The organism is Saccharothrix coeruleofusca (assembly GCF_017876325.1).
Classification (GTDB): Bacteria; Actinomycetota; Actinomycetes; order Mycobacteriales; family Pseudonocardiaceae; genus Actinosynnema; species Actinosynnema coeruleofuscum.
On sequence record NZ_JAGINV010000001.1, the window covers coordinates 4,885,332 to 4,908,921 of the forward strand.

A 23,590-nucleotide genomic window follows, 5' to 3' on the forward strand; every position below is an offset into this window, starting at 1 on the left:
CGGGCTACCGGCGGGACGGGAAGCCGCCCGCCGGGTGGTCGGGCCCGAAGTGCGGGCCGGTGGCCCGGTCCGCGCCCGCGTCCCGCCACCAGGCCGCCTGCTCGGCCGTGGCGACGCCGTCGACGGCGACCTCGATCCCGGCCTCGCGCAGCGCGGGGACCAGGGCGACCGCGTGCTCGGCCAGCGCTCTGCCCGGCAGGTCGACCAGGCGGCCGGGCACGCGGACCGAGCCGACGCCGTGCTCCCGCGCGGCGGCCAGGTCGTCCGGGCCCAGCGCGAAGTCCTCCAGCGCCGTCCGCACGCCCGTCTCGGTCAGCACGTCGAGGTTGTCCGCCGCCTCGGGCACGGCCAGCGCGCCCACCGGCATCCCGATCACCAACCGGTCGGCGGGCAGGCCGGTGCGGTCCAGCGCCCGCACCACCCGCGACACCAGGTCCGCGTCGACCGCCTGGTGCGCGGTCAGCGCGAGGACCAGCGGCGGGGCGGACCCGTCGCGCTGCCGCCACCACTGGACCTGCCCGGCCGCGACGCCGAGCAGCCACTCGCCCAGCGGCAGGATGAAGCCGGTGCTCTCGGCCAGCGCCACGCACCGCTGGTGCGGGACGGCACCTTCCGGCCGCTCCCAGTGCAGCACCGCCTCCACGCCCGCGAGGCCCCCGTCCGCCAGCCGCACCACGGGCCGGTAGCGGACGGTGATCCCGCCCTGCTCCCACGCGCCCGCCATGCCGACGGCCAGCGCGTGCGCCGCCCGGTCCGCCGCGTCCCGGCTCGGGTCGACCAGCTCCCACTGGCCGCGCCGCCCGGTCTTGGCCCGCCGCAGCGCCTGGTCGGCGGCCCGCAGCAGCTCGGCCGGGTCCTGGTCGGGGGAGGTGCCGAGGGCCACGCCGATGGACGCGGACACCGCCAGGCCGTGCCCGTCGACCTGCACGGGTTCGGTCAGCCGCCGGTTGACCGCCGCCGCGATCGTGGCGGCGTCCGGGGTGGTCGCGGTGTTCTCCACCAGGATGGCGAACTCGTCGCCGTCGAGCCGGGCGATCATCGCCTTCTCCCGCGCCAGCAGGGACTTCAGCCGCTGCGCGACCTGCACCAGCAGCAGCTCGCCCGCGCGCCGCCCGAGGCTGCCGCACACCATGCCGAAGGCGTCCAGGTCCAGGTGCAGCAGCGTCACGCCGTGCGCGGGGTCGGCCCGCCGCACCGCGCTCTCCAGGTGGGTGCTGAAGAACTGGCGGTTGGGCAGGCCGGTGAGCACGTCGTGCAGCGCCTGCCGGTTCAGCTCGTTGCGCAGCAGCACCAGTTCCGTGCCGTCCTCGACGACCACCACGAAGTGGCTCGGCGCTCCGTCGGCGTCGCGCAGCAGCGACGCGGTCAGCGAGATCCGGGCGACGTCGCCGTTGTCCCGCAGCAGCCGCTGCGACTGCCGGAGGCGGTCCTGCCCGCCCTCGACCGCCGCCCGCATCGCTTGGCGCAGCATCCCCACCGTGTCGGGGTGGACCAGGTCGAACAGGGAGGTGCCGGTCAGCTCGGCGGCGGTGCGGCCGAGGATGTCGCCGATCGCGCCGTTGGTCCGCACCAGCCGCCCGTCCAGGTCGACCACCGCGATGCCGCTGGCCGAGGACGTGGCGACCTCCTCGAAGCGCGTCTCGCTCTCCTTGAGGTGCCACTTGGCGTCGCGCACCGCTTTGAGCAGGGACAGCTGCATCCGCTCCTGCTGCTCGAACACGGCCCGCCGGTTGGCGGTCAGGAAACCGGTGGCCAGCGCGCCGACCGCGAGGGCGATCCGGTCCGCGCCCACGTCGGCCCGCTGGAGCTCGGGCAGCGCCGGGAGCCCTTTGCCGAGCACTTCCGCGGTGCGGCGCAAACCGTCCTCGGCGACGTGGCCCAGCGCGACGACCTGTTCACCGATCCGCTCGACCGCGGCGGCGTCGAACGGGTCGCGGACCAGGACCGCGCACAGCTCGTCGAGCCGCTCGCGCAGTTCCCGGTCCAGTTCCTCCCGTGACAGCGGGATCATCGCGACGCCGCTCAACCGGTACGCCCACGTGCGCGCGAGCAGTTCGCGCGCACGCGCGCCGTCCGGGGAAACCTGCCCGTGAGCGGCATCGGATTCGGGGTGGGGCTGTGACATCGGTTCAATCCCGTTGTGATCAGGGTTTGCGGGCTACCCCGCCGTAGATGACCATGTTCATCTCCGGCGCGTCGGAGATGTCGCCCGGTCCGGTGGGCCGCCACTGCGCGCACCCGACCAGTCCCGGCTCGACCAGTTCGAAATCGCCGAACAGCGCCAGCACCCGGTCGTGCGGGCGCTCGGTGAGCTGGTCGACGCTGCGGCTGCGCTTGATCAGGTCGGTCACCTCGGCCAGCGGCCGCTCCTGGTGGTCGGCGGTGACGTGGGTGATCGCCAGGTGGCTGCCGGGAGGCAGCGCGTCGCGATAGCGGGCCATCAGCCGCCACGGGTCGGCCTCGTCGGGCAGCCAGTGCAGCATCATCAGCAGCAGCAGGCCGATGGGCTGGTCGAAGTCGAGCAGCGCGCGGGTCCGCGGGTCGTCCAGGATCGACTCCGGATCGCGCATGTCGGCGTGCACGACGGTCGCGCGGTCGTTGTCCGCCAGCATCAGCTCGCTGTGCGCGACCGCGACCGGGTCCTTGTCCACGTACACCACCCGGCACCGCGGGTCCTCGCCCTGGGCGACCTCGTGCACGTTGGCGACGGTCGGGATGCCGGAGCCGATGTCGAGGAACTGGCGGACCCCGCGCCCGATCATGAACCGGACGACGCGGCCGAGGAACGCCCTGTTCACGCGGGCCGCGGAACGCGCGTCGGGCATGACGCGCTGGACGTGCGCGGCCAGTTCCCGGTCCACCGCGAAATTGTGCGCGCCGCCGAGCAGGAAATCGTAGGTGCGGGCCATGCTCGGAACCGAGATGTCGACGCTGCGCGGAATCCACTCGCGTTGCTCCACCGCGAAACACCCTTTCACCGAGAAGGCATCATCGTAGCCACCGCCCAAGTGGGTCTGCTGCGCCGTCCGAGTGGCTCAGCGCCACCCGAACGGGTACTGTCGCCTCACCCGAACGGTTTCTATCGTGGTGCTCCCCCGAAAACTCGGCGAGGAGCGGATATGCCCGTCCCGGTGGCGCCGGGCCGCCTGCCACTACTCGGCCACACCCTGCCGATGATGCGCGAGCGGCACAAGTTCACCGCATCTTTGCGGAATCACGGCGATGTCGTCCGGGTCGACCTCGGCACGATGCGAACCTATTTCGTGACGAATCCTCGCCTTGTCCACGAACTGCTCGTCACGAAGGGGTCCGCATTCCGCAAAGGCGCGCTGTTCGACAAGTTCCGGCCGTTCTTCGGCAACGGCCTGGCCACCTCCGACGGGGCGTTCCACCGCCGCCAGCGCCGGATGGTGCGGCCCGCGCTGCACCGCGACCGCGTCGCCCGCTACGCCGAGGCCATGGCCCGCGCGACGGCCGAGCTGACCGCGACGTGGCGCCCCGGCCAGGTGCGCGCGGTCGAGCGGGACACCCAGGCCCTCGCCGTCACCATCGCCTGCCAGGCGCTGTTCTCCACCGAGCTGGACCGGCGCGCGATCGACGAGGTGCGCCGCTCCATCTTCACCGTGATCAGGAACGGCATGGTCCGCGCGCTGACGCCGCCGCTGGTCGGGAAGCTGCCCCTGCCCGGCAACCGCGAGTTCGACCGGGCCATCGGCCGGATGCGCGGCATCGTGCTCGACCTGGTGCGCAGGCGACGGGAGGACGGGGTCGACCACGGCGACCTGCTGTCCACGCTGCTGGACGCCCAGGACGCGGACACCGGCGCGGGCATGTCCGACCAGCAGGTCCACGACGAGGTACTGACGCTGCTCGTCGGCGGCGTCGAGACCACCGCGCTGGCGCTGGCCTGGACCTTCCACGAACTCGCCCGGCACCCGGAGGTCGAGCGCCGCGTCCACGCCGAGGTGGACCGGGTGCTGGACGGGCGCGCGCCCGCCTTCGCCGACGTCGGGAAGCTGGCCTACCTCAACCAGGTCGTCAACGAAGTGCTGCGGATGTACCCGATCTGGTTCCTGATGCGACGCGCGCTGGTCCCGGTCGAGCTGGGCGGCGTGACGCTGCCCGAGGGCGCCGAGGTGATCTTCAGCCCGCACGCCCTGCACCACGACCCGGCCTCGTTCGCCGACCCCCACCGCTTCGACCCCGACCGCTGGTCGCCCGAACGCGCCGCCGAGGTCCCCAAGGGCGCGTTCGTCCCGTTCGGCGCGGGCGCGCGCCAGTGCGTCGGGAACCTGTTCGCGCAGACCGAGATCGCCATCGCCGTGGCCACCGTCGCGGCGCGGTGGCGGCTGGTCCCCTTGCCGGACAAGCCCGTCCGCGTCAAGTTCACCTCCACCGCCTACCCCAGCGACATGCTGATGACGGTGGTCCCCCGACAGTGACCCCGACAGTGACACCGACAGCGAGGCCCACAGCGAGGCCCACAGCGAGCCGGAGGTCGTTCCCCTTGAGCTGGTCGCGTTTCCGCCGTTGCGGCGCCGCCGTGCTGCTCACCGCCGGGTTGTGCCTGGCCCCCGGCACGGCGGGCGCGGCGCAGACCACGTGCCAGGACGTGGCGGTGCCCGTGACGATCGGCCTGACCAAGCAGTCGATGCACGGCAGGCTGTGCGTGCCGCAGGGCGCGCGGACGCTCCAGGTGCTGGTGCCGGGAGGCACCTACACCAGCGCCTACTGGGACATCGGCCACGCGCCGCAGACCCTCTCGTACCGGCGGGCCATGAACGAGGCCGGGATCGCCACCGTCGCCGTGGACCGGCTCGGCAGCGGGCGCAGCTCCACACCGCTCAGCGCCCTGCTCGGCGTGCCCGCCCAGGCCAAGGCGGTGCACGCGGTGGTCCAGTCGCTGCGGCCGAGGTTCGACCGGGTGGTGCTGGTCGGCCACTCGATCGGCTCGGCGGTGGCCACCACCGTGGCGGCCACCCACCGCGACGTGGACGGCGTGGTCATCACCGGGCTGACCCACCGGATCAACCTCCCCGGCGCGGTGCCCGTGTTCACCACCCTCGTCCCGGCCGTGCTCGACCCCCGGCTCCAGGAGCGCGGCCTCGACCCTGGCTACCTCACCACCATCGCGGGCTCGCGGTACTCCTCGTTCCACACCCCCGGCGCGACCGAGGCCGGGGCCATCGAGTTCGACGAGGCCACCAAGGACACCGTCACGCCCGCGGAGACCGTGGACACCGTGCTGATCGGCAGCCTCATCCCGGTGTCGCGGCGGATCACCGTGCCGGTCATGCTCGTCATGGGCGGCGGCGACGCGAACTTCTGCGGCCCGCCGCTGGGCGCGGACTGCTCGTCGGCCGACGCGCTGCGAGCCTCGGAAGCGCGCTTCTACGCGCCCGAGGCCCGGCTGCGCACCCACGTCGTCCCCGGCTACGGGCACTCGCTCAACTTCTCCCCCAACGCGCCGGACTACCACCGCGCGGTCGCCGAGTGGACCGCGGGCATCGGCTGAGCGACGAGCTCAGCCCACCGCCCGCCGCACCAGCTCGGCGATGCGCTCCTCAACCTCGGCCGTCACCTCGGCCAGGGCGAAGTGCGTCGGCCACATCGCGCCGTCGTCCAGCTTGGCCAGGTCGTTGAACCCGAGCGTGGAGTAGCGCGTCTTGAACTTGTCCGCGCTCTGGAAGAAGCAGACGACCTTGCCGTCCAGCGCGTAGGCGGGCATCCCGTACCAGAGCTTGGGCGCGAGCATCGGGGCGTTGGCCGTGACGATGGCGTGCACGCGCTCGGCGATGACCCGCTCGGCGTCGGGCATCTCGGCGATTTTCGCGAGCAGGTCCCGCTCCGCCTCCGCCGCCTTCTCCGCCCGCGAGGTCCGGCGCGACGCCTTCTTCACCTCTTGGGCGTGCTCCTTCATCGCGGCCCGCTCCTCGGCCGTGAACCCCTCGTACGTGCTGGTCTTGGTGCGGCTCATCGCGGAATCTCCTCAAGGGTCGTGGTGGGCGCCACCGTGCCGTCGGCATCGGGTCGGCGGTCAGCGGGTGGTCCGGTCGGGGAACTCGTGCTGTCCCGCAGCTGCTCGGCCAGCTCGGCGGGCAGGTGGTAGTGGCACATCAGGGCCGCGCCGCCACCGGGGCGGGCTCCCAGGCGAACCCGTCCGGGTCGGTGAAGGGCTCGGTGGCGCCGCCGATCGCGATCCGGTGCGAGCCGGTGCCCTCCGGGGCGACGCCGACGTTCTTGGCCAGCGCGCGGCGCCGGTACAGCGCCGGCTTGACCGGTCCCCGCCCGGCGGCGAACTCGACGTACATCCGGCCGAAGCTCTTCGCCGCGGTCAGCCCTCGGCCGAGGTAGAACCGCTTGCTCGCGGCCACGTCGGCGCCCCCCAGCAGGAGCACCACGCCGTCGATCCGCCCGGTGGCCGGGCCGGTGTCCTTCTTCGCCGACGTCGCGACCGTCCAGATCGTGCCGTCCGGGGCCTGCACGGTGCCGCCGTAGCCCCACAGCGACTTCGCGGCGGGCTTGAGCGCCGTCGCCCCCGCGCCCAGAGCCGCGTCGACCAGCGCGTCGACGTCGGCGGGCTGGGACACCAGCAGCGACAGGGCGAATCCGCGGAAGCCGCTGGTCGGCTCCCGCGCGGCTCGCAGGCCGACCAGTGCCCCCAGCCCGAAGGCGGTGTAGAAGCGCTCGGCGGCCGCGAGGTCGTCCACTTCGAGGGTGATCGTGTCCGTGCAGGTCATGACGGGAACGCTAGGCGCGGCACCACGACCGGCGCTTCTCGATTCCTGATCAGTGCCCGCGCCGCGGGTGGGGCCATCATTTAGCACCTTCGGGCACTCGACCTGGACGCGCGTTCGACGGCTGCCTCAGGATGAAGATCAATACCGTGCCGATCCCCCACCGAGGAGCACTCCGCCATGCGCGTTTTTCCCGTGGTACCGCCCGAACCGCCCGGATGCCGAGCGGGTGCCCGCCGCGCCGGGGAGGCGTGATGGGGAAGGTCGGCGACCACGCGGTCGTGCTGGGCGCGAGCATCGCCGGGCTGTTGTCCGCCAGGGTGCTCGCCGACGCCTACCGGCACGTGACCGTCGTCGAACGCGATCCGCTGCCCGTGGGCGTACTGGACCGCAAGGGCGTTCCCCAGGGGCGGCACTCGCACGCCCTGCTCCCGCGCGGCGTGGCGATCCTCGACGAGCTGTTCCCCGGACTGCTGGCCAAGTTCGCCGCCGACGGGGTTCCCGCCGTGGAGAGCCCCGCGCAGATGTGGTTCGACGTCAACGGCCAGGTGCTCGGGTACGAGGGCCCCCCGGAGGACTACCCTCCGCAGGACCACCCCGGCTACCAGCCCAGCCGCCCCTACCTGGAGAGCCGCGTCCGGGACGAGGTGCGCGCGATGCCCGGTGTGGTGTTCCGCGACGGCTGCGCCGCGATCGACCTGGTCGCCTCCGGGGACCGGGTGGCCGGGGTCAGGGTGGCGGCGCAGGACGGCCGCGAGGAGGTCCTCCCGGCCGATCTGGTCGTGGACGCCACCGGCCGAGGTGGGCGCACCCCGGTCTGGCTGAAGCGGCTCGGGTACGACGCGCCGGACGAGGAGCAGGTGCCCGTCGACGTCACCTACACCAGCAGGCACCTGCGGCTGCCGCCGGGCGCGCTGGGGGATCTGCTCATGGTCATCGTGTCGGCCGTGCCCCAGCGCCCGACCGCCATGGGGCTCCTCGCCCAGGAGGAGGGCCGCTACGTGCTGACGCTGGGCGGGTACGCGGGTCAGCGCAGCCCCACCGACCTGGAGGGGTTCCTCGCCTTCGCCGAGCGCATGGCGCCGCCGCACGTCTTCGCCGCGCTCCGCCAAGCGGAGTGGCTCGACGACGCTCGCACGCACCGGGTTCCCATGAGCCGTCGGCGGTACTACGAGCGCCTGCGCCGGTTCCCCGGCGGGTTGCTCGTGGTCGGCGACGGCGTCTGCAGCTTCAACCCGCTGTTCGGGCAGGGCATGACCATGGCCGCGATCCAGGCGACCACCCTGCGCGACAGCCTGGCCGACGGCGGGCCCGATCTGGCCCGCCGCTTCTTCACCGCGACCGCCAAGTGGGTCGACCAGGCGTGGCGGACGGGCGTCGGCGCCGACCGCCAGATCCTCGGCCTGCCCCAGTCCAGGGTCGAGCGCGTCATCGGCGCCTACATCCAGCGGCTGCAAGCCGTCTCCAGGCACGACCCGGTCCTGGCCGGGCAGTTCCAGCGGGTGAACGGCCTGATCGATCCGGCGGCGACGCTGTTCAAGCCCGCCACCGTGCTGCGCGTGCTTACCGGGGGGCCACGCAGGCGTTCGTGACGCGCACCGCGCCCACCACTGTTTATCGGCGATACTAATGCCGTTGCTACCACCGTTAGTATCGCTGATACAGTGCTTCCTGTCCCCCGAAGACAGGGAGTGCGGCATGAACGAGAAGTTGCGCATCGTCGGTCTTGAGGAGCACGTGCTCCTCCCCGTCGTGCTGGAAGCGTGGGAGAAGGCGGGCCTGAGCCCCAACGTCTACGGCCCCGACCACCCGGTCACCCGGCGGCTGCTCGACGTCGGCCAGCAGCGCCTCGCCGACATGGACGACCAGGGCATCGACGTCGCGGTGCTGTCGCTGTCCACGCCGGGCGTGCAGAACCTCGCGCCCGCCGAGGCCGTGAGCGTCGCGCGCGAGGCCAACGACGCCCTCGCCGAGATCGTCGAAGCCAACCCGCGGCGGTTCCAGGCGTTCGCGGCCATCCCGACCTCCGCGCCCGAAGCCGCTGCGGCCGAACTGGAGCGCGCGATCGGCCTCGGCTTCCGCGGCGCGATGCTCTACGGCCGCACCGGCGACAAACTGGCCGACGCGCCGGAGTTCGACGACCTCTACGCCACCGCCGAGCGGCTGCGCGTCCCCCTGCACTTCCACCCCCAGACCCCGGTGCGCGCGGTCCAGGAGGCGTACTACTCGGGGCTGCCCAACGGCGTGGGCCCGGCGCTGGCCACCGCCGGGCTGGGCTGGTACTACGACCTGGGCGTGCAATACCTGCGGATGATCTTCTCCGGGGTGTTCGACCGGCACCCCGAGCTCCAGGTGATCGCCGGGCACTGGGGCGAGGTCGTGCTGTTCTACCTCGACCACGTCGGCTTCCTGCGGGAGATGGCCGGGCTGCCGCGCCCGCTGGCCGACTACTTCCGGCAGAACTTCTGGATCGCGGGCAGCGGCACGGTCAGCGAGCGCTACCTGCGCTGGACCGCCGAGGTCGTCGGCACCGACCGGATGCTCTACTCCACCGACTACCCCTACACCTTCGGCACCCGCCCCGGCGGCTTCCCCCACCTGGACACCAGCGGCGGCGTCGCCCGGTCCTTCCTCGAACAGGCGCCGTTCACCGACGAGGAGAAGGCCGCCATCGGGTCAGGCAACTGGGAGCGGCTGACCGGCCACCTCGCCGCACCCCACCGGCAGCACCAGCCCTCGTGACCCGCCTGCCCACCGCCTCCTGACGCCTACCCTGGGTTCGACGTCCACCATCAGGTGTGGTCCGGGTAGTGGGAGGTCTGCGGCATGAGGATCGGCGAGCTGGCGGCGCGGGCGGGCGTGAGCGTGCGCTCGCTGAGGTACTACGAGCAGCAGGGGCTGCTCACCAGCGAGCGCAGCTCCGGCGGGCAGCGCCTCTACCGCGAGTCCGATGTGGAGCGGGTGGTGCTGTTCCAACGGCTCTACAGCGCCGGGCTGTCCAGCCGCACCATCGCCGAGATCATGCCCTGCGTCGACGCGGGCACCGCGGACGTCACCGACGCCGCGTGGGAGAGCATGGCGAGGGAGCGGGAGCGGCTGGACACCCACATCACCGAACTGCTACGCGCGCGGGACACCCTGGACGAGGTGATGACCGCCAACCGCAGGCACCGCGCCGCGCTGGCGGGGCACGCCGAACGGGAGGAGGTCGCCTGCGGCCGCTGATGGCACCCGCAGTGCTCGCCGCGCACCCTCGCACTTGGCATCGATACCGGGTTCCGGCTTCGACAACGTCTGTGCTGCGGAGCGTCGGGTTGGGCTTCACGCCCAACCCCTGGGACCTCCACCGAACTGTCCACCCCAACGGGTTCTACAACACCGAACGCATCCAGAAGACCCTCGGCCAGCTCAGCCCCGACGAGCACGAAGCCGCCTGGCACGCCTCTCAGGCCGAACCGACTGCCATCCCAGCATCACCGACCCGAACCCGGTAACAACCGCCTCGGGTTATCGAGGGAAGCTCACTCTCCCGCACAGCGTCCCCGCCATCGTGATCGCGTGCCCACCGGCCCTGGATCGACGCCGATGACCAGCCCGCCCGTAGCAGTCCGACCACCCGCGACCGCAGAACCGGGTTCCGGTCCACCGCCAGTGGCTTCGGCCCTCGACCGGGCCGCCCCGGCGGCCCGGTCGGCGGCCACCACCCGGTAACCATCCCGGCCACCATGACGACTCACCTCTCGGGACACGATCGAGGCATCACGCCCGATCCGGGCAGCGATCTCAGTACTCCAACGACTCGGCCAGTGCTTGGGAGGTCCCTTCCCGATCGGCCAAGGTCAACATCCGACGCACGGCGGGGCGGTCCTTCCTCGCCGAACACCACGATCAGATGCTACGACCGCCTGAACCTGCCTTGCTTTACCTGCGGCATACACCGTTGAGAAAACCTCAGTTAATCTCAGATCTATCGAATGGAAGCGTCGACTCTAGTCCGAGCATGTATTCGGCGCGCTCCGTACGGGTAGCCGAATTGAGCTTGCCGTAAACATTAGATGCAACATCAAGGGCATGTAGACGGAGATTTCTTTCAGTCTCCCACCCTTTTTCATCATGGAATACTTTCTCTACGATCAGCCAACACCTGATGTATCTATCCGAAAAGGTAAAGGCGTCCCTTCCCGCTGGCCGAAGCCAGCACTTGATCAACATACCCGGCCTCATGCTCAGGTAATCATCCTGCCGCCAAGCGCGAGCCGTAAAGCCCTTCCGGACGGCCATCCTCCGAAGCTCTTCCGCAAGTTGCAAATCCAAGGGGTAGACCGCATCGATATTCACACGCCTCCAAAACTTTTTAACCGCGCACCTCCACGCTAGAGTGAATCATACCGAGGTCTTCAAAAATCACGAATGTAAATAGGCATACCCCAGTTTATGTTAAGGTTGTCAGGACCGGCCGCGCGGGCCATCAACTCCGCAGCACGATGATTGCCTTGAAACAGCACGGTTCGGTCAGGGGTGACACCCGGATACTCCTTCAGATTTCCCTGCGGGTTGAATACGCTATCCAGCGGGTCCGCGTCAGAAAGATTCCTTTTACTTTTTATTAACTCCAGCGGATTGCCAGCAGACAGGTTACGCAGATCACCTACCGTAGTGTTGTCGGTGAGGGCCGGGACAGCAGGGACAGCCTTTGAGGCCACACCGAGCAACAACTCGCTGTGGCACCTCGTCCCTTCAGGTGAAGCGCCGCACCTTTACTTCTTGTCCACCTCCACGCGAATAGCGGCTGAGCCCTCCTCTAGCCATCCGCAATAGGTGTCGAAGTCGAAGTGACGCCCGTCCGGAACCGATTCTTGGGCGAGGGTGAGCAGGTGCCTGGCGAGGGACACGAGACCGGCCGGATTCCCAGAGATAACCACCGTTTTCTCGGGCGAATCCCACACTTCCACTCGAAGAACAGTGTCTTCATTCCACCAGGTACTGACACCGAGCATGGGGTCGTATGCGGTGACCTCGACCTCGACGGGTACCACCGGCCGGGAGCGCTCTTCGGCGGGGTCTACGGGCGGGGCCATCCCGACTCCTCAGGTAAGAAAATGTGGATGTTGCTGACTGGCCTGCCAACCGCACTCACGCCTGCCTCCGCAGAGCGGATAGACGCGCCAACACCCAACTCAGGATCTGACGCTTTCCGCGCAGGCTGCGGTACCCCCTACCGCGCTGGCCGCTATTCAAGGCGGTCCACGTCCCGTAGAATCCCAGGATCATCACAGAACGGAAAACTTTATCCCCCCATCAACAGACTACCGGCGCACGAACAGTCGATGCGCGCCGCCGCCACCGTCGGCCGGGCCACGCTGGGTGGGACAGCCGGAAGAAGATCGATGGCCGCAAGCGCCACATCGTCGTGGACACCTTGGGATTGCCGGTGGCGACGCTGGTGACCACGGTCTCGACACAGGACCGAGTTGCCGCGCGCAGCCTGCTCCACCGAATGCGCAGCACCACTGGGAAACGGACCACGCTGGTGTGAGCCGACGGCGGCCACACCAACCCTATGCTCGACTGGGCCCGTACGATTCTCGGCCTGGTGGTGGAGATCGTCCAACATCCGCAAGTGCCATACTTCACCGTACCGACCCGGAGGTGGGTGGTGGGGCGCACGTTGGTGTGGATCACCGGATACCGCCGCTGTGTCCGCGACTACGAACAACTACTCCACCACCACGAGGCCATGGTCCGCTGGTTCATGATCCGCATCACCAGCCGCCGACTCTCCGAACCCCAGTAGCTCGAAAACAGCTACTAATAACGGACGCCAGAGTGAAGCAGGGGCAGGTCTTCCTGTCCAGCAGATATGTCGATCATACTTTCATTCTGCCATCATCGAAAGACCCGCCCACTGTCCGCAATTCTTACCCACCACCCTAACGCCATCACCCGCGGGGTCACACTCTTAAATCGACTGCCGAATCCAGGATAAAAGCAAGCCTACGACATTTCTCAAATCACCTGATGACTGAACCCAGTGACGACTCTCGACAGGATCCGCGACCGAGGAGTAGTCCACAACCGACAATTGACATTCTCCGGTATCCCAAACCTCAAGGAAACCGCCTCGATCACCAGCTTGGAGATACACCCCCAACGACCTCTTTGAACGTCCGGGAGGAGACCTCGAAAGCTCGACCGAAACCCCGTTATTGTTTAGCTTTGATTGCACCCCCTCAAGCCAGTATTCCAGGTGCTCCAGCGGCTCAAACGTCACTTCACATCCTTGCTGTCAACCAACACGAGTTGATCACGCAGGCAGCGGCAGAACTACCCGTCGCCAGACTTGGTCTAGCAATATATCCAGTCGGAGGACGTCAACTGAGTGCCCGTTTCCGAGCTCACGCCTCCGCTGCGCGGGGGACTGGAACGGAGGTCTCCCGCTGCAGTTCGGGCGGGGCGGCCCTACTGGCCGATCCAGCGCCCACGACAACGCTGCTTGAGGCCGACCTGATGCGATCAGAAGTGGAAGGTGGTGCTGTACACGACCGCGATCTCGTCCGCGGACAGGACGCCGGAGTAGAGCCGCACGTCGTCCACGTCGCCCCTCCACACGTCGTTCCTCTGCCCCTCCCAGATCCCGCGACCGATCCACAGCGGTCCGGTGGCGACCCTGCTCTGGACGCCCGTGCCGTCCGGGGTGCCGGAGAAGAAGCTCTGCTCGGTGCCGTTGACGTACAAGGCGATCTGGCCACTGGTGGCGTCGTAGGTGGCCGCCAGGTGCACCCACTGCCCCGCCTCGGCCGGTGCGTCGGACAGCGCCAGCCAGCTGTCACCGGTGGCCGCCGACTTGGACACCAGGAAGCCCCACTTCCCCTCCGACGGCCGGTATCCGAGCAGGAAGGGGGAGTACCGCGCGTCGCCCGCGCCCACCGCGGCGCGGGCGAGGTGGTCGAACTCGTCCTGGCGCACCCAGGCCGACACGGTGTAGGAGCGGTCGGTCCGCAGCCCGGCGGGCGCGGGTGCGGTGACCTCGCCGGTCCCGGACGAGTCGAAGTTCAGCCACTTCTTCCTGCTGGCGGCCGAGTCCCGAGGGTCGCCCGCCCAGGACGTGCCACCGGACCGCGTGGCGGTTTGCTCGGAGACCTCGTCCAGCGTGGTGCTGCCGGAGCGCTCGTCGAGCTGGTAGCGAGCGCGCGGCACGGCCAGGTTGGCCGCTTCGGCGGCCTCGGCCGCGCTGAGTTCCCGGTCCCACAGCTGCACGTGGTCGACCGCGCCGGGGAAGTGGTCGGCCCGGTCGCCGTTCCACCGCGCCGCGCCGACGACCAGGCTGCCGCCCGCCTGCCAGAAGCTCATCGCCACCGAGCCCTGCGGTTCGCCGTCGACGTAGAGGGTGGCGTTGCGGCTGTTCGGCTCGTAGGTGGCCAGCAGGTGCGTCCACTCACCGACCTCGGGCGGGTTCAGGGAGTTCACCGAGACCGTCGACGGTGAGTCGGCGTCCCGATCCGTCGCGCTGATCCGCCACCGGTCCACCGCCGGGTCGTACTGCAGGTAGAACGGGCTCACCCGATCGCCGTCCTGGCTGAGCACCGTGAAGTAGCCGTCGGTCCGGGTCAGCTTGGCCCACGCCGAGACCGTGAACGCGCGGGAGGTGTCCACCGGGGGCGTGGCCGTCGTCGCGACGGCCGTGGTGCCGTTGAGCCGCATGCCGTTGGCCGCGTACGCCGGGCCGAAGGAAGCCCCGCCCGACAGCGACAGCGGTCGGTTGCCCTGCCCGGTGTCGGCCGCCGAGTCGCCCGACGACTCGTCCAGCTTCCACTCCGCCGACGCGGGCGTCGGCGCGGCGACCTCGAACCGGTAGGCCGCCCTGGTCAGGGAGTGGTTGCCCGCGCGGTCGACGGCGTGCACGTAGAGCGTGTTGATGCCAGGGCGAGTGGGCGTGATCGGCACGGTGACGGTGCCGTCCTCCGATGCCACGGCAGCGTTGTGGGCGCCGTTGTCGTTGAGCGACCAGCTGTAGTGGACGACGTCCATGGTCCCGTCGCGGCCGGTGTTGCCGTTGACCTGGAACGTGAAGTTGCCAGTGCGGCCGACGCTGCCGTGCGCACCCTCGGTCGGGTAGTCAGCGGAGGACACCAGGGGTGTGTTGGGCCGTGCGGTGTCCACCTCGAATTCGCAGTACTCCGACCAGGTGTGGGACTGGCGGTCCTCCGCCCGGACACGCCACGTGTAGATGTCGTCCGCGGTGATGTACCCCTCGGGCACCTGCGCCGAGCCGAACGAGCCGGACGGGATGCTCCTGACGTGGAACTCCGCGTACTCGTGGGAGAAAGCCCCCTGCGGTCCGCGGAACAGCTTGAACGCACCGTCGAGGCTGCCTCCGTCGGCGTCGGACAGCCGCGCGCTCAGCCCGGGTGTGCGGGTGAAGACGAACGCCCGGTCGGCTCCCACCCGGCACGGCAGCTTGCCGCCCTCCATGCTCATCTCGGACGGCGGGTCGGGCTCATTGTTGTGGATCACTTCCAGGTGCGGGTCGCGTTCGCGGTCCCCGTCGGCCGGCTTGGCCACCGGCTTGTCCCCCAGCGCGGCGTACCGCTTGGCGGTCGCCTCGTCGGCGGCCACGTCCGGAACCGGCTGCGGCGCGGCACCCGCGGCCACGGGCGCCAGCCCGGCGCCCACCATCGTGAGAACGATTCCACAACCGAGTGCGCGCAGGGCAAAGCCCCGCGCACGGATGCGCGACCGCATGTGTGAAGCCCCCCGCCCGCGGAGCACCCTCCGCGAGTTAGTGATCAATCCCCGATCCGAAAAGAGACTATGACGCCTCGGCGGGCACGGGGTCGACTGCTGAACGGAGCAATCCTCGCTTTGCGGGTTCAAGTGGTCACGGAACGCAGTCCGACTCGTCCCTCGCGCTGCCGACGATGCGCGCCGTCCTCGTCCGGTTGGCGGTGATCGTCCTCAATCGGCGAACGCGGCCACGTAGGACGCCACGCACGACTCCGGCGTGGCCTGCGAGGTCACCACGTGGCCGTCGATGGTCACCGGCGGGTCCAGCGGTAGCGACAGCACCCGGTCCGAACGGGTCGCGGCGAGTTGCTCGGCGGGCATCAGCGTCCAACCCGCCGGGTCGCGGCCCACCTCGAACAGCACGTTGAGCAGGTCTCCCGCGGGTGGGCGCGGCGGGGCCGATGGCAGCGCGGCGAGGATCGCGTCGTGCAGCAGCGGGTCGTTGTCGCGGGCAGGGAGCCGCAGGCCCTGCGGGTCGAGGTCGTGCAGGCCGATCGCGGGCGTGCTCGCGGCGGGGTGGTCGTGTGACAGCACCGCGTGCAGCGGTTCGGACCAGGCCCGCGCCACTGTCACCGCCGTGGTCGTGACGGCGCCGCGAACCAGCGCCAGGTCCAGTTCGCCGTCGCGGACGGCGTCGAGGCGCGCGGCCACCGGCAGGTCGACCAGCGTCGGCTCGGCGGGGCGCTCGGCGTCGCGCAGGCGGGCCAGGGCGCGGTCGACCCGCGTGGTGACGCAGGACGCGAGCCCGATCCGCAGGGCGGCCGCCGGTTCGCCCGCGACCACCCGCACGCGAGCCGCCGCCGCCAGCGCCTCGCGGGCCGCGTCGAGCACCCGTTCACCGGCCGGGGTGAGCCGCACCCGCCGCGAGGTGCGGTCCAGCAGCCGCACGCCGAGTTCGCGCTCCAGCCTGGTGATCTGCTGGCTCACCGCGGGCTGCACGATCCGCAGCCGTTGCGCCGCGCGGCCGAAGTGCAGCTCCTCGGCGACGGTCACGAAGTACTGCAGCGCCCTCAGTTCCACCCCTTCTGATCTATCACACGATGTGATCGCTGCCGCTCGTTTCCGGTCATTGTTGGCGCGGCTCACTCGGGCTGTGATGGGTGCCAGCCCATTCGAACGGAGAACACCAGTGAGCACATCGGTCCTCGGCATCATCGGCACCGGGATGGTCGGCGCGGGGGTGGCCCGCCGCGCCGTCGACGCCGGCCTCGACGTGGTGCTGAGCAACTCGCGAGGCCCGGAGGCACTGGCCGACCTCGTCGCCGAGCTCGGCAGGCGGGCCCGCGCCGCCACCCCGGCCGAGACGGCGCGCATCGCGGACCTGGTCGTCGCGGCCGTGCCGCTGGCCGCCCACGAGCGGCTGCCCCGCGCGGAGCTGGCGGGCAAGACCGTGATCGACCCGATGAACTACGCGCCGAAGGCGGGGTGGCGGATTCCGGAGCTCGACCGCGACGAGCTGACCTCCAGCGGGCTGGTGCAGCGCCACCTCGCCGAGTCCCGCGTGGTGAAGGCGCTGCACAACATCGGCCCCAAGCAACTGCTGGAGCTGTTCCGCCCGGCGGGGGCGCCCGACCGCACCGCGCTGCCGCTGTCCGGCGACGACCCGACCGCCAAGCGGGAAGCGGCGGACCTGCTGGACGTGCTGGGCTTCGACGCGGTGGACCTCGGCACGCTGGCGGAGAGCTGGCGCGGTGAGCCCAACACCCTGCTCTACGCCCTCCCCTACGTGGGGCAGCCGCCGTCCGGTCTCACCGTGCTCGAATTCGTGGCCTGGGTGCAGGCAGCCCCCGGCGTGCCGGTGTCCGCCGCCAGGGTCGAAGAACTGGCCGCCGCCGCGGTGCGCGGGCCCGCCGGTTTCCAGATGTAGCCGGTGAGCCCTTTCCAACCTGGCGGCGTGGGCGGGAACCCTGGCGGGATTCGATCCGGACGCCAAGCCCTGCCCGCTGCCGAGCGGACTCCGCTGCTCCACCACTCGTATCACCGCCCTGACCCGAATCTTTGTCACGCCCACCTCGTCGCGAGGTGAGGCTGGAAAGATTCAAACTCGGGAGAATCCAGCACCGATCCCCGTGCCCGACGACCGCCTGCCCGGATCGAACCGACCCTCACTACGCCATGATCACGACGACCGCCATCACGAGATCACCCCCCACAGAGGGACCGGTCCCAAAAGCGGACTCTAGTGTCGAAGACGCCCCACCGGACCTGTCGAAAAGCACTCGACAGACCACGAACCACTCCATCGGCCGAGTTCTCCACGATCCGCGAACGACTGCCCGCGTTGAAGGGCATCGATACGCCCGTCACCGGAGAACACGATCACGGCAAACTACGATCAATGGAGGCGCCATGCTCAAGCGACACTTTGTCGTCCCGCTGTACTTCGTTTTCGCGGCACTGCTGGCAGCTCCGTCGGCAGTGGCGAGCGGCACCGGCGGCGCATCGGGGAAGCACTGCGTGACCGCGCTGGAGAGCGGAGAGACGACGTGCTACGCGTCCTTCGCCGAAGCGGTGAGCCACCTGAGCGGAGGGAAGGTCCAGGACATCTCCTCGCCTCGCGAGCTCACCGACACGGTGGTGGACCGGATCAACGCGGAGGCGGCCTCGGTCACGGTCGGCGTCCTCTACGACGACAGGGATTTCCGTGGCGACACGCAGATCTTCTCGGGTCCCGGCGCGTGCGTGACCAGCAGGGGAGTCGACTACCAGGCGAACATCCCTTTGCGCTTCAACGACCGGACCACCTCCTTCCAGGGGTTCAGCAAGTGCCTGGTGGAAATCTACGAGCACACGAACTGGACCGGGACTTGGGAGGGGCCGTACCGCTCGAAGGCCTCCGTGGACTTCTTCATCAACAACAAAGCCAGTTCCGTCAAGTTCTGGTGACGCTCCGGCAGCCCTAGCCGGAATCACCCGAGCGAACAGGTCGTTCGCGGCGCACGACATCGACCACTGATCGATCGACCTGATCGACCACGATGGCCGGGCGGTTTCCCCCCGGCCATCGTGCTGCGAACTTTCACCAGAGACCTTTCCAATCCAACGCCGGATGAGGTTGGAGAAGACTCAGCGGTCCGCCCGCCGGATCGATCGGGTCAGGCGGGCTGCCGCTGGGCGAGGACGGCGGCGAACTGGCTCCGCTGCTCCTCGGTCATGAGGTCCTTGTAAACCGCCACCGCCTCCATCTTGCTCAGCACCAGGAACCAGACGTCGGGTTCTTCCTTGACCCGCTGGACCGTCGACCACGCCAATCGCGACTCATAGGACTCCGCCTTCATCGTGACACCGACATCGTCCACGACCAGGTGGTAGCCCTGTCGGATGGCGGCGTTCTGCGCGCGCAGGCTGTACCAGACCATGAGCGGCTCGAACGCAAAGGTGCAGAGCACTCCCGCCAGAATCGAGCCAGCCAGCAGTAACGAACCGGAATTGGTGAGCAGGAAGACGACGCCGCACGCGACGAGCATCGGGCCCGCGATGCGCATCCACTTCACCGGGGGGCGCAGCATGGACTCGATCACACGGCGCAGGCGCTGCTCGTTATACGGAACCCACATCGGTATCTGTACGCGGGCGAGGCTAGAGCCGATCCTCCAAATCTACGTACGCAACCAACGCCACAAGGCCACAGCGTCTTCGACGAACGCTCCCGCGAGTGTGTCTGAGACCCTCTGGCTCCTCGGCTTCCGAGCCGACTTTACCGATCTATAAGTCACTGATCAGGGAGCGTCAGGCGCGACTACCTCCACCTGGAGACCCGCCGAGCACTACTTTGATGTACGGCGGCTTGCGAGTCGAACCTTCCGCGTACGGCTTGGTCGGCACGAACCTGCGTACGCCGTCGCGGCGAGTCAGGAACGTGCGCAGCGCCTTTCTGGCGGTCTCCACACGGGAAAGCCCGGTCAGCTTGGTGATCTGTTGGCGCAAGCGTTCAGCCTCCGCCTCCTCGGCCGCCGTGCGCGTGCGTTGCGGTAGTCCGTCGAGCTGGCCAAACAGCTTCTCCAATCTCGCCGCGACATCGTCGTTAAGTGGCGGAGCGATCACCGCCCGCGTGCGGTTAGGCTTTGGTCGGGAAGTGCGCTTCTGGTCGCGCTCCTGCGGTTCAGCGGCCTGCTGTCGTCCGATCGATTTTTTGCGGGGCGCGTCTGGTGGCGGTAGTGAGACCTGCTTTGGTCGGGGAGTACGCCTCTGGACGCGCTCCTGGCGTTCAGAGGCCTGCTGTCGTCCGACCGATTCTTTGCGGGGCGCATTCGGCACCGGCAGTGTCACAGGTGCGATGAAGCTGATCTCGTGACGAGTCAACCGCCGTGCGGCTTCCACCGCGGCACTAAGCGACGAAAGGCCGGTGACCCGGCGCAGCCAACGCTGCACCTGCGCTAGGTCGACGTCACGGGTCCCCCCCGCCGCCTCCTGCACCAAGCTGTCGTACGTCGCGACCAGCCAACCGATGTCGTCGCGCCGGCTCTCGTCCAACAAGACCTCAGCACCTCCACCACGTCGCCTCCTGACTCAGGCTCCTCGAAGTATGAACCCTAGGTACGACAAATCGGCGGTACACGCCGCGACGCACTCCTCTTCCACATGGCATGGACTAGGTCGTTGGAACGAGTACTCAATCCCCTCGAGGAGATCGCCGCACTCGCGCCTGACGGTGGGCGTCGTTGTCACCTCCCGTGGCGTGGCCAGCGGATTACCCACACCGCGGCACCCAGCGCCAGCACCGCGGCCCCGGACAGCACGGAGGCGGTGGGCAGGGTGGCCGCCAGGAGCAGGCAGCCGAGCAGGCCCACCACCGGCACGGCGCGTGGCGGGCGGCCTTCGTCGACGCGCAGGGTCCACGCGGAGGCGTTGGCGACGGCGTAGTAGACGAGCACGGCGAAGGAGGAGAAGCCGATGGCGCCGCGCAGGTCCACCGCGGAGGCGAGCAGCGCGACGGTGACGCCGACGGCGATCTCGGCGTGGTGCGGGACGCGGTGGCGGGGGTGGATCGCGGCCAGGGTGCGGGGCAGGTGGCCGTCGCGGGCCATGGCCAGGGTGGTGCGGGAGACGCCGAGTACCAGGGCCAGCAGGGAACCCAGCGCGGCGAGCGCGGCGCCCGCGCGGACCACCGGGACCAACCAGGGCCACCCGGCGGCGGCGGTGGCGATGGGGTCGGGTGCGGCGGCCAGCGCGGCCGGGCCCAGGGCGGTCAGGACGGCGACGGCGACGGCCGCGTAGACCACGAGCGTGATGCCCAGCGCGATGGGGATGGCGCGGGGGATGGTGCGGGCCGGGTCGCGGACCTCCTCGCCGAGGGTGGCGATGCGGGCGTAGCCCGCGAAGGCGAAGAACAGCAGACCGGCCGCCTGCAGGACGCCAAGCGGACTGGTCGTGCCCGGCGTCCGGGCGAGGTCGGCGGCGCGCCCGCCGGTGATGGCCGCGACGACGACCAGTGCGAGCACCACCAGCACCACGGCCACGATCGCCCTGGTGGCCGCGACGGACTTCTGCACGCCGAAGTAGTTCAGGGCGGTCAGCGCGAGCACGGCGAGCACCGCGACGGCGGCCCGCGCGGGTCTGCCCGCGTCGGGCAGGGCGTAGGCGGCGACGGTGAGCGCCATCGCCGCGCAGGAGGCGGTCTTGCCGACCACGAAGCCCCAGCCCGCCAGGTAGCCCCAGAACGGGCCGAGGCGTTCCCGGCCGTAGACGTAGGTGCCGCCGGAGGCGGGGTAGCGGGCGGCCAGCCGCGCGGAGGAGGTCGCGTTGCAGTAGGCGACGACGGCGGCGATCGCCAGGCCCGCGAGCAGGCCGCTGCCCGCCGCCTCGGCCGCCGGGGCGAAGGCGGCGAAGACGCCCGCGCCGATCATGGAGCCCAAGCCGATGGTCACCGCGCCGCCGGTGCCCAGCCGTCGCGCCAGTCGGGGGGATGTCATGCTCGCGTCCTCCGCTCGGACGTGCTGGTGACGTCTGCCGCCTGGCGCACAACGCTAGTCGGGAGTGGTCGCCGACCGCCCACGGGCCTGCCGCGGGCCCGTGGGCGGCGTTCAGCGGCGGGCGAGGGTGACGACGGAGAGGGTGTCGGAGCCGGAGTTGGTGACGAGGATGTAGCGGTGGCCGGGTCCGGGGGCGGACCAGTGCGCGTCCAGGCCCACCGCGACCTGGCCGAGCACCTGGTTGGTGCGGGTGTCGAAGGTGACCACGCTGCCCGAACCGGTGGCGCCGGGGCCCGCGTTGACCACGTACGCGATCCGGCCGCCCGCGGCGAGGGTGATGCCGCGCGGTTTCTCGCCGACGGGGATGGTCGCGGTGATCTTCCGGGTGCGGACGTCGACCACGGACACGGTGCCGTCGATGGTGTTGCTGATGTAGGCGGTGCGGTTGTCGGGGCTGATCAGCACGCCGCGGGGTTCGTCGCCGACGGGGATGGTGTCGACGGCGGTGTAGGTGGCGGTGTCCACGACCGAGACGGTGTCGGCGTCGGAGTTGGCCACCCAGGCGTAGCGACCACCGGTGGTGAACTGCACGCCGCGCGGCGCGTCGCCGACCGGGATGGTGTGGGTGACGACCTGGGTGCGGGTGTCGATGACGTGCACCGCGTCGGAGCCGGTGCTGCTGACGTACACCTCGCGACCGTCGGGTTTGAGCGCGGCCAAGCGGGGTGCGTCGCCGACCGGGATGGTCTTCACCACCGCGCGGCGGGCGGTGTCGATCACCGACACGTCGTCGGAGTCGCGGTTGGAGACGTAGGCGTACCGGCCGGGCCGGTCGAAGGCGATGCCGTAGGGGAAGGTCCCGACCGGGATGGTGGCGACCTGGGCGCGGCGGACCGGGTCGACGACCGAGACGGTGCCGGAGCCGCCGTTGGCGACGTAGGCGAGCCGGTGGTCGGGGGTGAACACGACCGTCCGGGAGTTGGCCCCGATCGGGATCGTGCCGAGTTCGACCGGTTGCCCGGTCGCGGCGCCCGCCGTGGCGGTGGCGGGCGCCGCGAGGAGCAGCAGGGTGGTGGCGAGCGGGAGCAGGCGCAACGGGGTTCCCCTCTAGGTGGCGGATCGGGTGCGCAACCGGTGGCGGGCCGCCGCGTACAGGCCCGCACCGATCACGAGCGCGACCGGCAGCACGTAGTCGCCGTCGCGCTCGACGAACTGGAACCACTCCTGGCCGACCAGCGGCCGGAGCAGTTCGGTGAACAACTTCCAGGTCAGCACGAACCACAGCAGCGGTTTCACCGGGCGAATCAGCACGGCGAGGCCCAGCAGTATTTCGAACGCGCCGAGGACGGCCATCAGGTTCGCCGAGTCGACGGTCCCGCCGTCGATGCCGAAGAAGGCGAAGTACTTGTAGAAGTAAGACTTGTTCTCGAAGAGCGCGAATCCGCCGTGGCCGATCAGCAGCAGCGCCAACCCGACGCGAGCGGCCCAGTGCGACCACACCAGGGCGCGGTCGGAGACCTGCTCGGGCAGGTGCCCCTGGGTGAACCAGCGGCGCAGCGACCACCCACCGCCACCGACCAGCACCAGCAGGGCCAGCGGCATGCCGTAGTTGCCGCCGCGCTCCAGGAACTCCCACCAGCCCTCGCCCACGGCGGGTCTGAGCAGGGCGGTGAACACGCCCCACACCGTGGCGTGCAGCAGCACGATGCGCAGCGGGAAGAACAGCACGACCAGGCCGACGAGGATGTCGACCGAGCCCGTGACGTACATCAGCCACCCCACGGCGGTGTCGGCGGAGATGCCGAACAGGTCGTAGTAGGGCAGCCAGGCCCGCGACCGGCTCAACCCGGCCCAGCCGTGGCCGAGGTACTCCACCGCGACGCCGACGCGCAGCAACCAGTACAGCTTCGTGAGGACCGACGACCGCGCCCACCGCCGCGACAGCGATGAGCCGGCCGGATCGATCGCTTCTTTTGTGGTCATGGATCCCCCGATTCCTTGGGCGGATTGACCCGACCGCACTGAAGCTACGCACTCGCACTCAGCCGGGAATCGGCGAGAAGAAGCAATTAGAACTACTCCGCATGAAACATCCGAAGAGGACGTAAATTGTTTTTCCGCACGCGGAGGCGCGTGATCTTCCGCGGAAAACCACGA

The 23,590-nt window shown here is 69.9% G+C and carries 24 protein-coding genes and 1 pseudogene; 10 read left to right on the forward strand and 15 right to left on the reverse strand.

All coding sequences use genetic code 11. The features are described 5' to 3' along the window. Positions 1-4: 4 nt before the first annotated feature. Both JOF41_RS21750 and JOF41_RS21755 read right to left on the reverse strand, forming a co-directional pair. Positions 5-2,125 (reverse strand): putative bifunctional diguanylate cyclase/phosphodiesterase, encoded by a 2,121-nt coding sequence (locus tag JOF41_RS21750; protein ID WP_209621551.1) that lies wholly within the window; start codon positions 2,123-2,125, stop codon positions 5-7. Positions 2,126-2,144: 19 nt separating this feature from the next. Continuing rightward, a complete protein-coding gene (locus tag JOF41_RS21755; RefSeq protein ID WP_307867491.1) occupies positions 2,145-2,960 on the reverse strand; it encodes an SAM-dependent methyltransferase in 816 nt (271 codons plus the stop codon). A gap of 159 nt (positions 2,961-3,119) precedes the next feature. On the opposite strand from JOF41_RS21755, the gene JOF41_RS21760 reads away from it, so the two are divergent. Both JOF41_RS21760 and JOF41_RS21765 read left to right on the forward strand, forming a co-directional pair. Then, positions 3,120-4,442 carry a cytochrome P450 gene (locus tag JOF41_RS21760; RefSeq protein ID WP_209621554.1) on the forward strand — a complete coding sequence of 441 codons (1,323 nt, stop codon included), beginning with the start codon at positions 3,120-3,122 and terminating at the stop codon, positions 4,440-4,442. 65 nt (positions 4,443-4,507) lie between these two features. Continuing rightward, on the forward strand, positions 4,508-5,515 hold the full coding sequence (locus JOF41_RS21765) for an alpha/beta hydrolase (protein WP_244989653.1): 1,008 nt from the start codon (positions 4,508-4,510) through the stop codon (positions 5,513-5,515). A 9-nt stretch (positions 5,516-5,524) separates the two neighbouring features. On the opposite strand, the gene JOF41_RS21770 is transcribed toward JOF41_RS21765, so the two are convergent. Both JOF41_RS21770 and JOF41_RS21775 read right to left on the reverse strand, forming a co-directional pair. Further along, positions 5,525-5,977 (reverse strand): iron chaperone, encoded by a 453-nt coding sequence (locus JOF41_RS21770; RefSeq protein ID WP_209621556.1) that lies wholly within the window; start codon positions 5,975-5,977, stop codon positions 5,525-5,527. 139 nt (positions 5,978-6,116) lie between these two features. Continuing rightward, positions 6,117-6,740: a VOC family protein gene (locus tag JOF41_RS21775; RefSeq protein ID WP_209621559.1), complete on the reverse strand. Its 624-nt coding sequence runs from the start codon at positions 6,738-6,740 to the stop codon at positions 6,117-6,119. Positions 6,741-6,991: 251 nt separating this feature from the next. On the opposite strand from JOF41_RS21775, the gene JOF41_RS21780 reads away from it, so the two are divergent. From JOF41_RS21780 to JOF41_RS21790, 3 genes are all read left to right on the forward strand, one after another. After that, entirely contained in the window at positions 6,992-8,329 is a 1,338-nt protein-coding gene (locus JOF41_RS21780) for an FAD-dependent oxidoreductase (protein WP_209621563.1), read from the forward strand. A gap of 106 nt (positions 8,330-8,435) precedes the next feature. After that, on the forward strand, positions 8,436-9,479 hold the full coding sequence (locus tag JOF41_RS21785; RefSeq protein WP_189223160.1) for an amidohydrolase family protein: 1,044 nt from the start codon (positions 8,436-8,438) through the stop codon (positions 9,477-9,479). Between the two features lie 84 nt (positions 9,480-9,563). After that, positions 9,564-9,962, forward strand: a complete 399-nt coding sequence (locus tag JOF41_RS21790) for a MerR family transcriptional regulator (RefSeq protein WP_209621566.1) — start codon at positions 9,564-9,566, stop codon at positions 9,960-9,962. Positions 9,963-10,260: 298 nt separating this feature from the next. On the opposite strand, the pseudogene JOF41_RS38755 reads toward JOF41_RS21790, so the two are convergent. Further along, positions 10,261-10,583: pseudogene (locus tag JOF41_RS38755) on the reverse strand (IS30 family transposase); the annotation flags it as partial. A 267-nt stretch (positions 10,584-10,850) separates the two neighbouring features. Here JOF41_RS38755 and JOF41_RS21795 point away from each other — a divergent pair. Next, positions 10,851-11,114 (forward strand): hypothetical protein, encoded by a 264-nt coding sequence (locus JOF41_RS21795; RefSeq protein ID WP_209621569.1) that lies wholly within the window; start codon positions 10,851-10,853, stop codon positions 11,112-11,114. Between the two features lie 20 nt (positions 11,115-11,134). Here JOF41_RS21795 and JOF41_RS21800 read toward each other — a convergent pair whose 3' ends face one another. Both JOF41_RS21800 and JOF41_RS21805 read right to left on the reverse strand, forming a co-directional pair. Continuing rightward, positions 11,135-11,452: a hypothetical protein gene (locus tag JOF41_RS21800; protein ID WP_209621572.1), complete on the reverse strand. Its 318-nt coding sequence runs from the start codon at positions 11,450-11,452 to the stop codon at positions 11,135-11,137. A 42-nt stretch (positions 11,453-11,494) separates the two neighbouring features. Next, entirely contained in the window at positions 11,495-11,815 is a 321-nt protein-coding gene (locus JOF41_RS21805; RefSeq protein ID WP_209621574.1) for an Imm32 family immunity protein, read from the reverse strand. A gap of 191 nt (positions 11,816-12,006) precedes the next feature. On the opposite strand from JOF41_RS21805, the gene JOF41_RS38665 reads away from it, so the two are divergent. Both JOF41_RS38665 and JOF41_RS21815 read left to right on the forward strand, forming a co-directional pair. Beyond that, positions 12,007-12,273: a transposase gene (locus JOF41_RS38665; RefSeq protein WP_372448532.1), complete on the forward strand. Its 267-nt coding sequence runs from the start codon at positions 12,007-12,009 to the stop codon at positions 12,271-12,273. A gap of 24 nt (positions 12,274-12,297) precedes the next feature. Further along, positions 12,298-12,531: a transposase gene (locus tag JOF41_RS21815; protein ID WP_209621577.1), complete on the forward strand. Its 234-nt coding sequence runs from the start codon at positions 12,298-12,300 to the stop codon at positions 12,529-12,531. Positions 12,532-12,696: 165 nt separating this feature from the next. On the opposite strand, the gene JOF41_RS38760 is transcribed toward JOF41_RS21815, so the two are convergent. From JOF41_RS38760 to JOF41_RS21825, 3 genes are all read right to left on the reverse strand, one after another. After that, positions 12,697-13,008 carry an immunity protein TriTu family protein gene (locus tag JOF41_RS38760; protein WP_443705654.1) on the reverse strand — a complete coding sequence of 104 codons (312 nt, stop codon included), beginning with the start codon at positions 13,006-13,008 and terminating at the stop codon, positions 12,697-12,699. 242 nt (positions 13,009-13,250) lie between these two features. Then, positions 13,251-15,413, reverse strand: a complete 2,163-nt coding sequence (locus tag JOF41_RS21820) for a LamG domain-containing protein (RefSeq protein ID WP_209621579.1) — start codon at positions 15,411-15,413, stop codon at positions 13,251-13,253. 279 nt (positions 15,414-15,692) lie between these two features. Beyond that, a complete protein-coding gene (locus JOF41_RS21825) occupies positions 15,693-16,541 on the reverse strand; it encodes a LysR family transcriptional regulator (RefSeq protein WP_209621582.1) in 849 nt (282 codons plus the stop codon). 109 nt (positions 16,542-16,650) lie between these two features. Here JOF41_RS21825 and JOF41_RS21830 point away from each other — a divergent pair, with 109 nt between their 5' ends. Next, positions 16,651-17,388, forward strand: a complete 738-nt coding sequence (locus tag JOF41_RS21830; protein WP_307867492.1) for an NADPH-dependent F420 reductase — start codon at positions 16,651-16,653, stop codon at positions 17,386-17,388. Between the two features lie 482 nt (positions 17,389-17,870). Continuing rightward, positions 17,871-18,407, forward strand: a complete 537-nt coding sequence (locus JOF41_RS21835; protein WP_209621588.1) for a hypothetical protein — start codon at positions 17,871-17,873, stop codon at positions 18,405-18,407. 209 nt (positions 18,408-18,616) lie between these two features. On the opposite strand, the gene JOF41_RS38375 is transcribed toward JOF41_RS21835, so the two are convergent. The 5 genes from JOF41_RS38375 to JOF41_RS21860 all read right to left on the reverse strand — a co-directional run bounded on the left by JOF41_RS38375 (position 18,617) and on the right by JOF41_RS21860 (position 23,416). Continuing rightward, complete coding sequence (locus JOF41_RS38375) at positions 18,617-19,042, reverse strand: YcxB family protein (protein ID WP_209621592.1); 426 nt, start codon at positions 19,040-19,042, stop codon at positions 18,617-18,619. A 208-nt stretch (positions 19,043-19,250) separates the two neighbouring features. Beyond that, complete coding sequence (locus JOF41_RS21845) at positions 19,251-19,997, reverse strand: flagellar biosynthesis protein FlhF (RefSeq protein ID WP_209621595.1); 747 nt, start codon at positions 19,995-19,997, stop codon at positions 19,251-19,253. A 188-nt stretch (positions 19,998-20,185) separates the two neighbouring features. After that, positions 20,186-21,433 (reverse strand): APC family permease, encoded by a 1,248-nt coding sequence (locus tag JOF41_RS21850; protein ID WP_209621598.1) that lies wholly within the window; start codon positions 21,431-21,433, stop codon positions 20,186-20,188. A 111-nt stretch (positions 21,434-21,544) separates the two neighbouring features. Then, on the reverse strand, positions 21,545-22,528 hold the full coding sequence (locus JOF41_RS21855) for a beta-propeller fold lactonase family protein (protein WP_209621600.1): 984 nt from the start codon (positions 22,526-22,528) through the stop codon (positions 21,545-21,547). Between the two features lie 12 nt (positions 22,529-22,540). Further along, positions 22,541-23,416, reverse strand: a complete 876-nt coding sequence (locus JOF41_RS21860) for a hypothetical protein (protein ID WP_209621603.1) — start codon at positions 23,414-23,416, stop codon at positions 22,541-22,543. Positions 23,417-23,590 lie beyond the last annotated feature (174 nt).

Bases quoted from the DNA above. Each gene is read 5' to 3' on its own strand.
- JOF41_RS21820 (WP_209621579.1), bottom strand. From the start codon at position 15,413: ATGGTGGGCGCCGGGCTGGCGCCCGTGGCCGCGGGTGCCGCGCCGCAG.
- JOF41_RS21805 (WP_209621574.1), bottom strand. From the start codon at position 11,815: ATGGCCCCGCCCGTAGACCCCGCCGAAGAGCGCTCCCGGCCGGTGGTA.
- JOF41_RS21850 (WP_209621598.1), bottom strand. From the start codon at position 21,433: ATGACATCCCCCCGACTGGCGCGACGGCTGGGCACCGGCGGCGCGGTG.
- JOF41_RS21750 (WP_209621551.1), bottom strand. From the start codon at position 2,125: ATGTCACAGCCCCACCCCGAATCCGATGCCGCTCACGGGCAGGTTTCC.
- JOF41_RS21770 (WP_209621556.1), bottom strand. From the start codon at position 5,977: ATGAGCCGCACCAAGACCAGCACGTACGAGGGGTTCACGGCCGAGGAG.
- JOF41_RS21760 (WP_209621554.1), top strand. From the start codon at position 3,120: ATGCCCGTCCCGGTGGCGCCGGGCCGCCTGCCACTACTCGGCCACACC.
- JOF41_RS21835 (WP_209621588.1), top strand. From the start codon at position 17,871: ATGCTCAAGCGACACTTTGTCGTCCCGCTGTACTTCGTTTTCGCGGCA.
- JOF41_RS21860 (WP_209621603.1), bottom strand. From the start codon at position 23,416: ATGACCACAAAAGAAGCGATCGATCCGGCCGGCTCATCGCTGTCGCGG.
- JOF41_RS21775 (WP_209621559.1), bottom strand. From the start codon at position 6,740: ATGACCTGCACGGACACGATCACCCTCGAAGTGGACGACCTCGCGGCC.
- JOF41_RS21780 (WP_209621563.1), top strand. From the start codon at position 6,992: ATGGGGAAGGTCGGCGACCACGCGGTCGTGCTGGGCGCGAGCATCGCC.
- JOF41_RS21785 (WP_189223160.1), top strand. From the start codon at position 8,436: ATGAACGAGAAGTTGCGCATCGTCGGTCTTGAGGAGCACGTGCTCCTC.
- JOF41_RS21795 (WP_209621569.1), top strand. From the start codon at position 10,851: ATGGAATACTTTCTCTACGATCAGCCAACACCTGATGTATCTATCCGA.
- JOF41_RS21815 (WP_209621577.1), top strand. From the start codon at position 12,298: ATGCTCGACTGGGCCCGTACGATTCTCGGCCTGGTGGTGGAGATCGTC.
- JOF41_RS21790 (WP_209621566.1), top strand. From the start codon at position 9,564: ATGAGGATCGGCGAGCTGGCGGCGCGGGCGGGCGTGAGCGTGCGCTCG.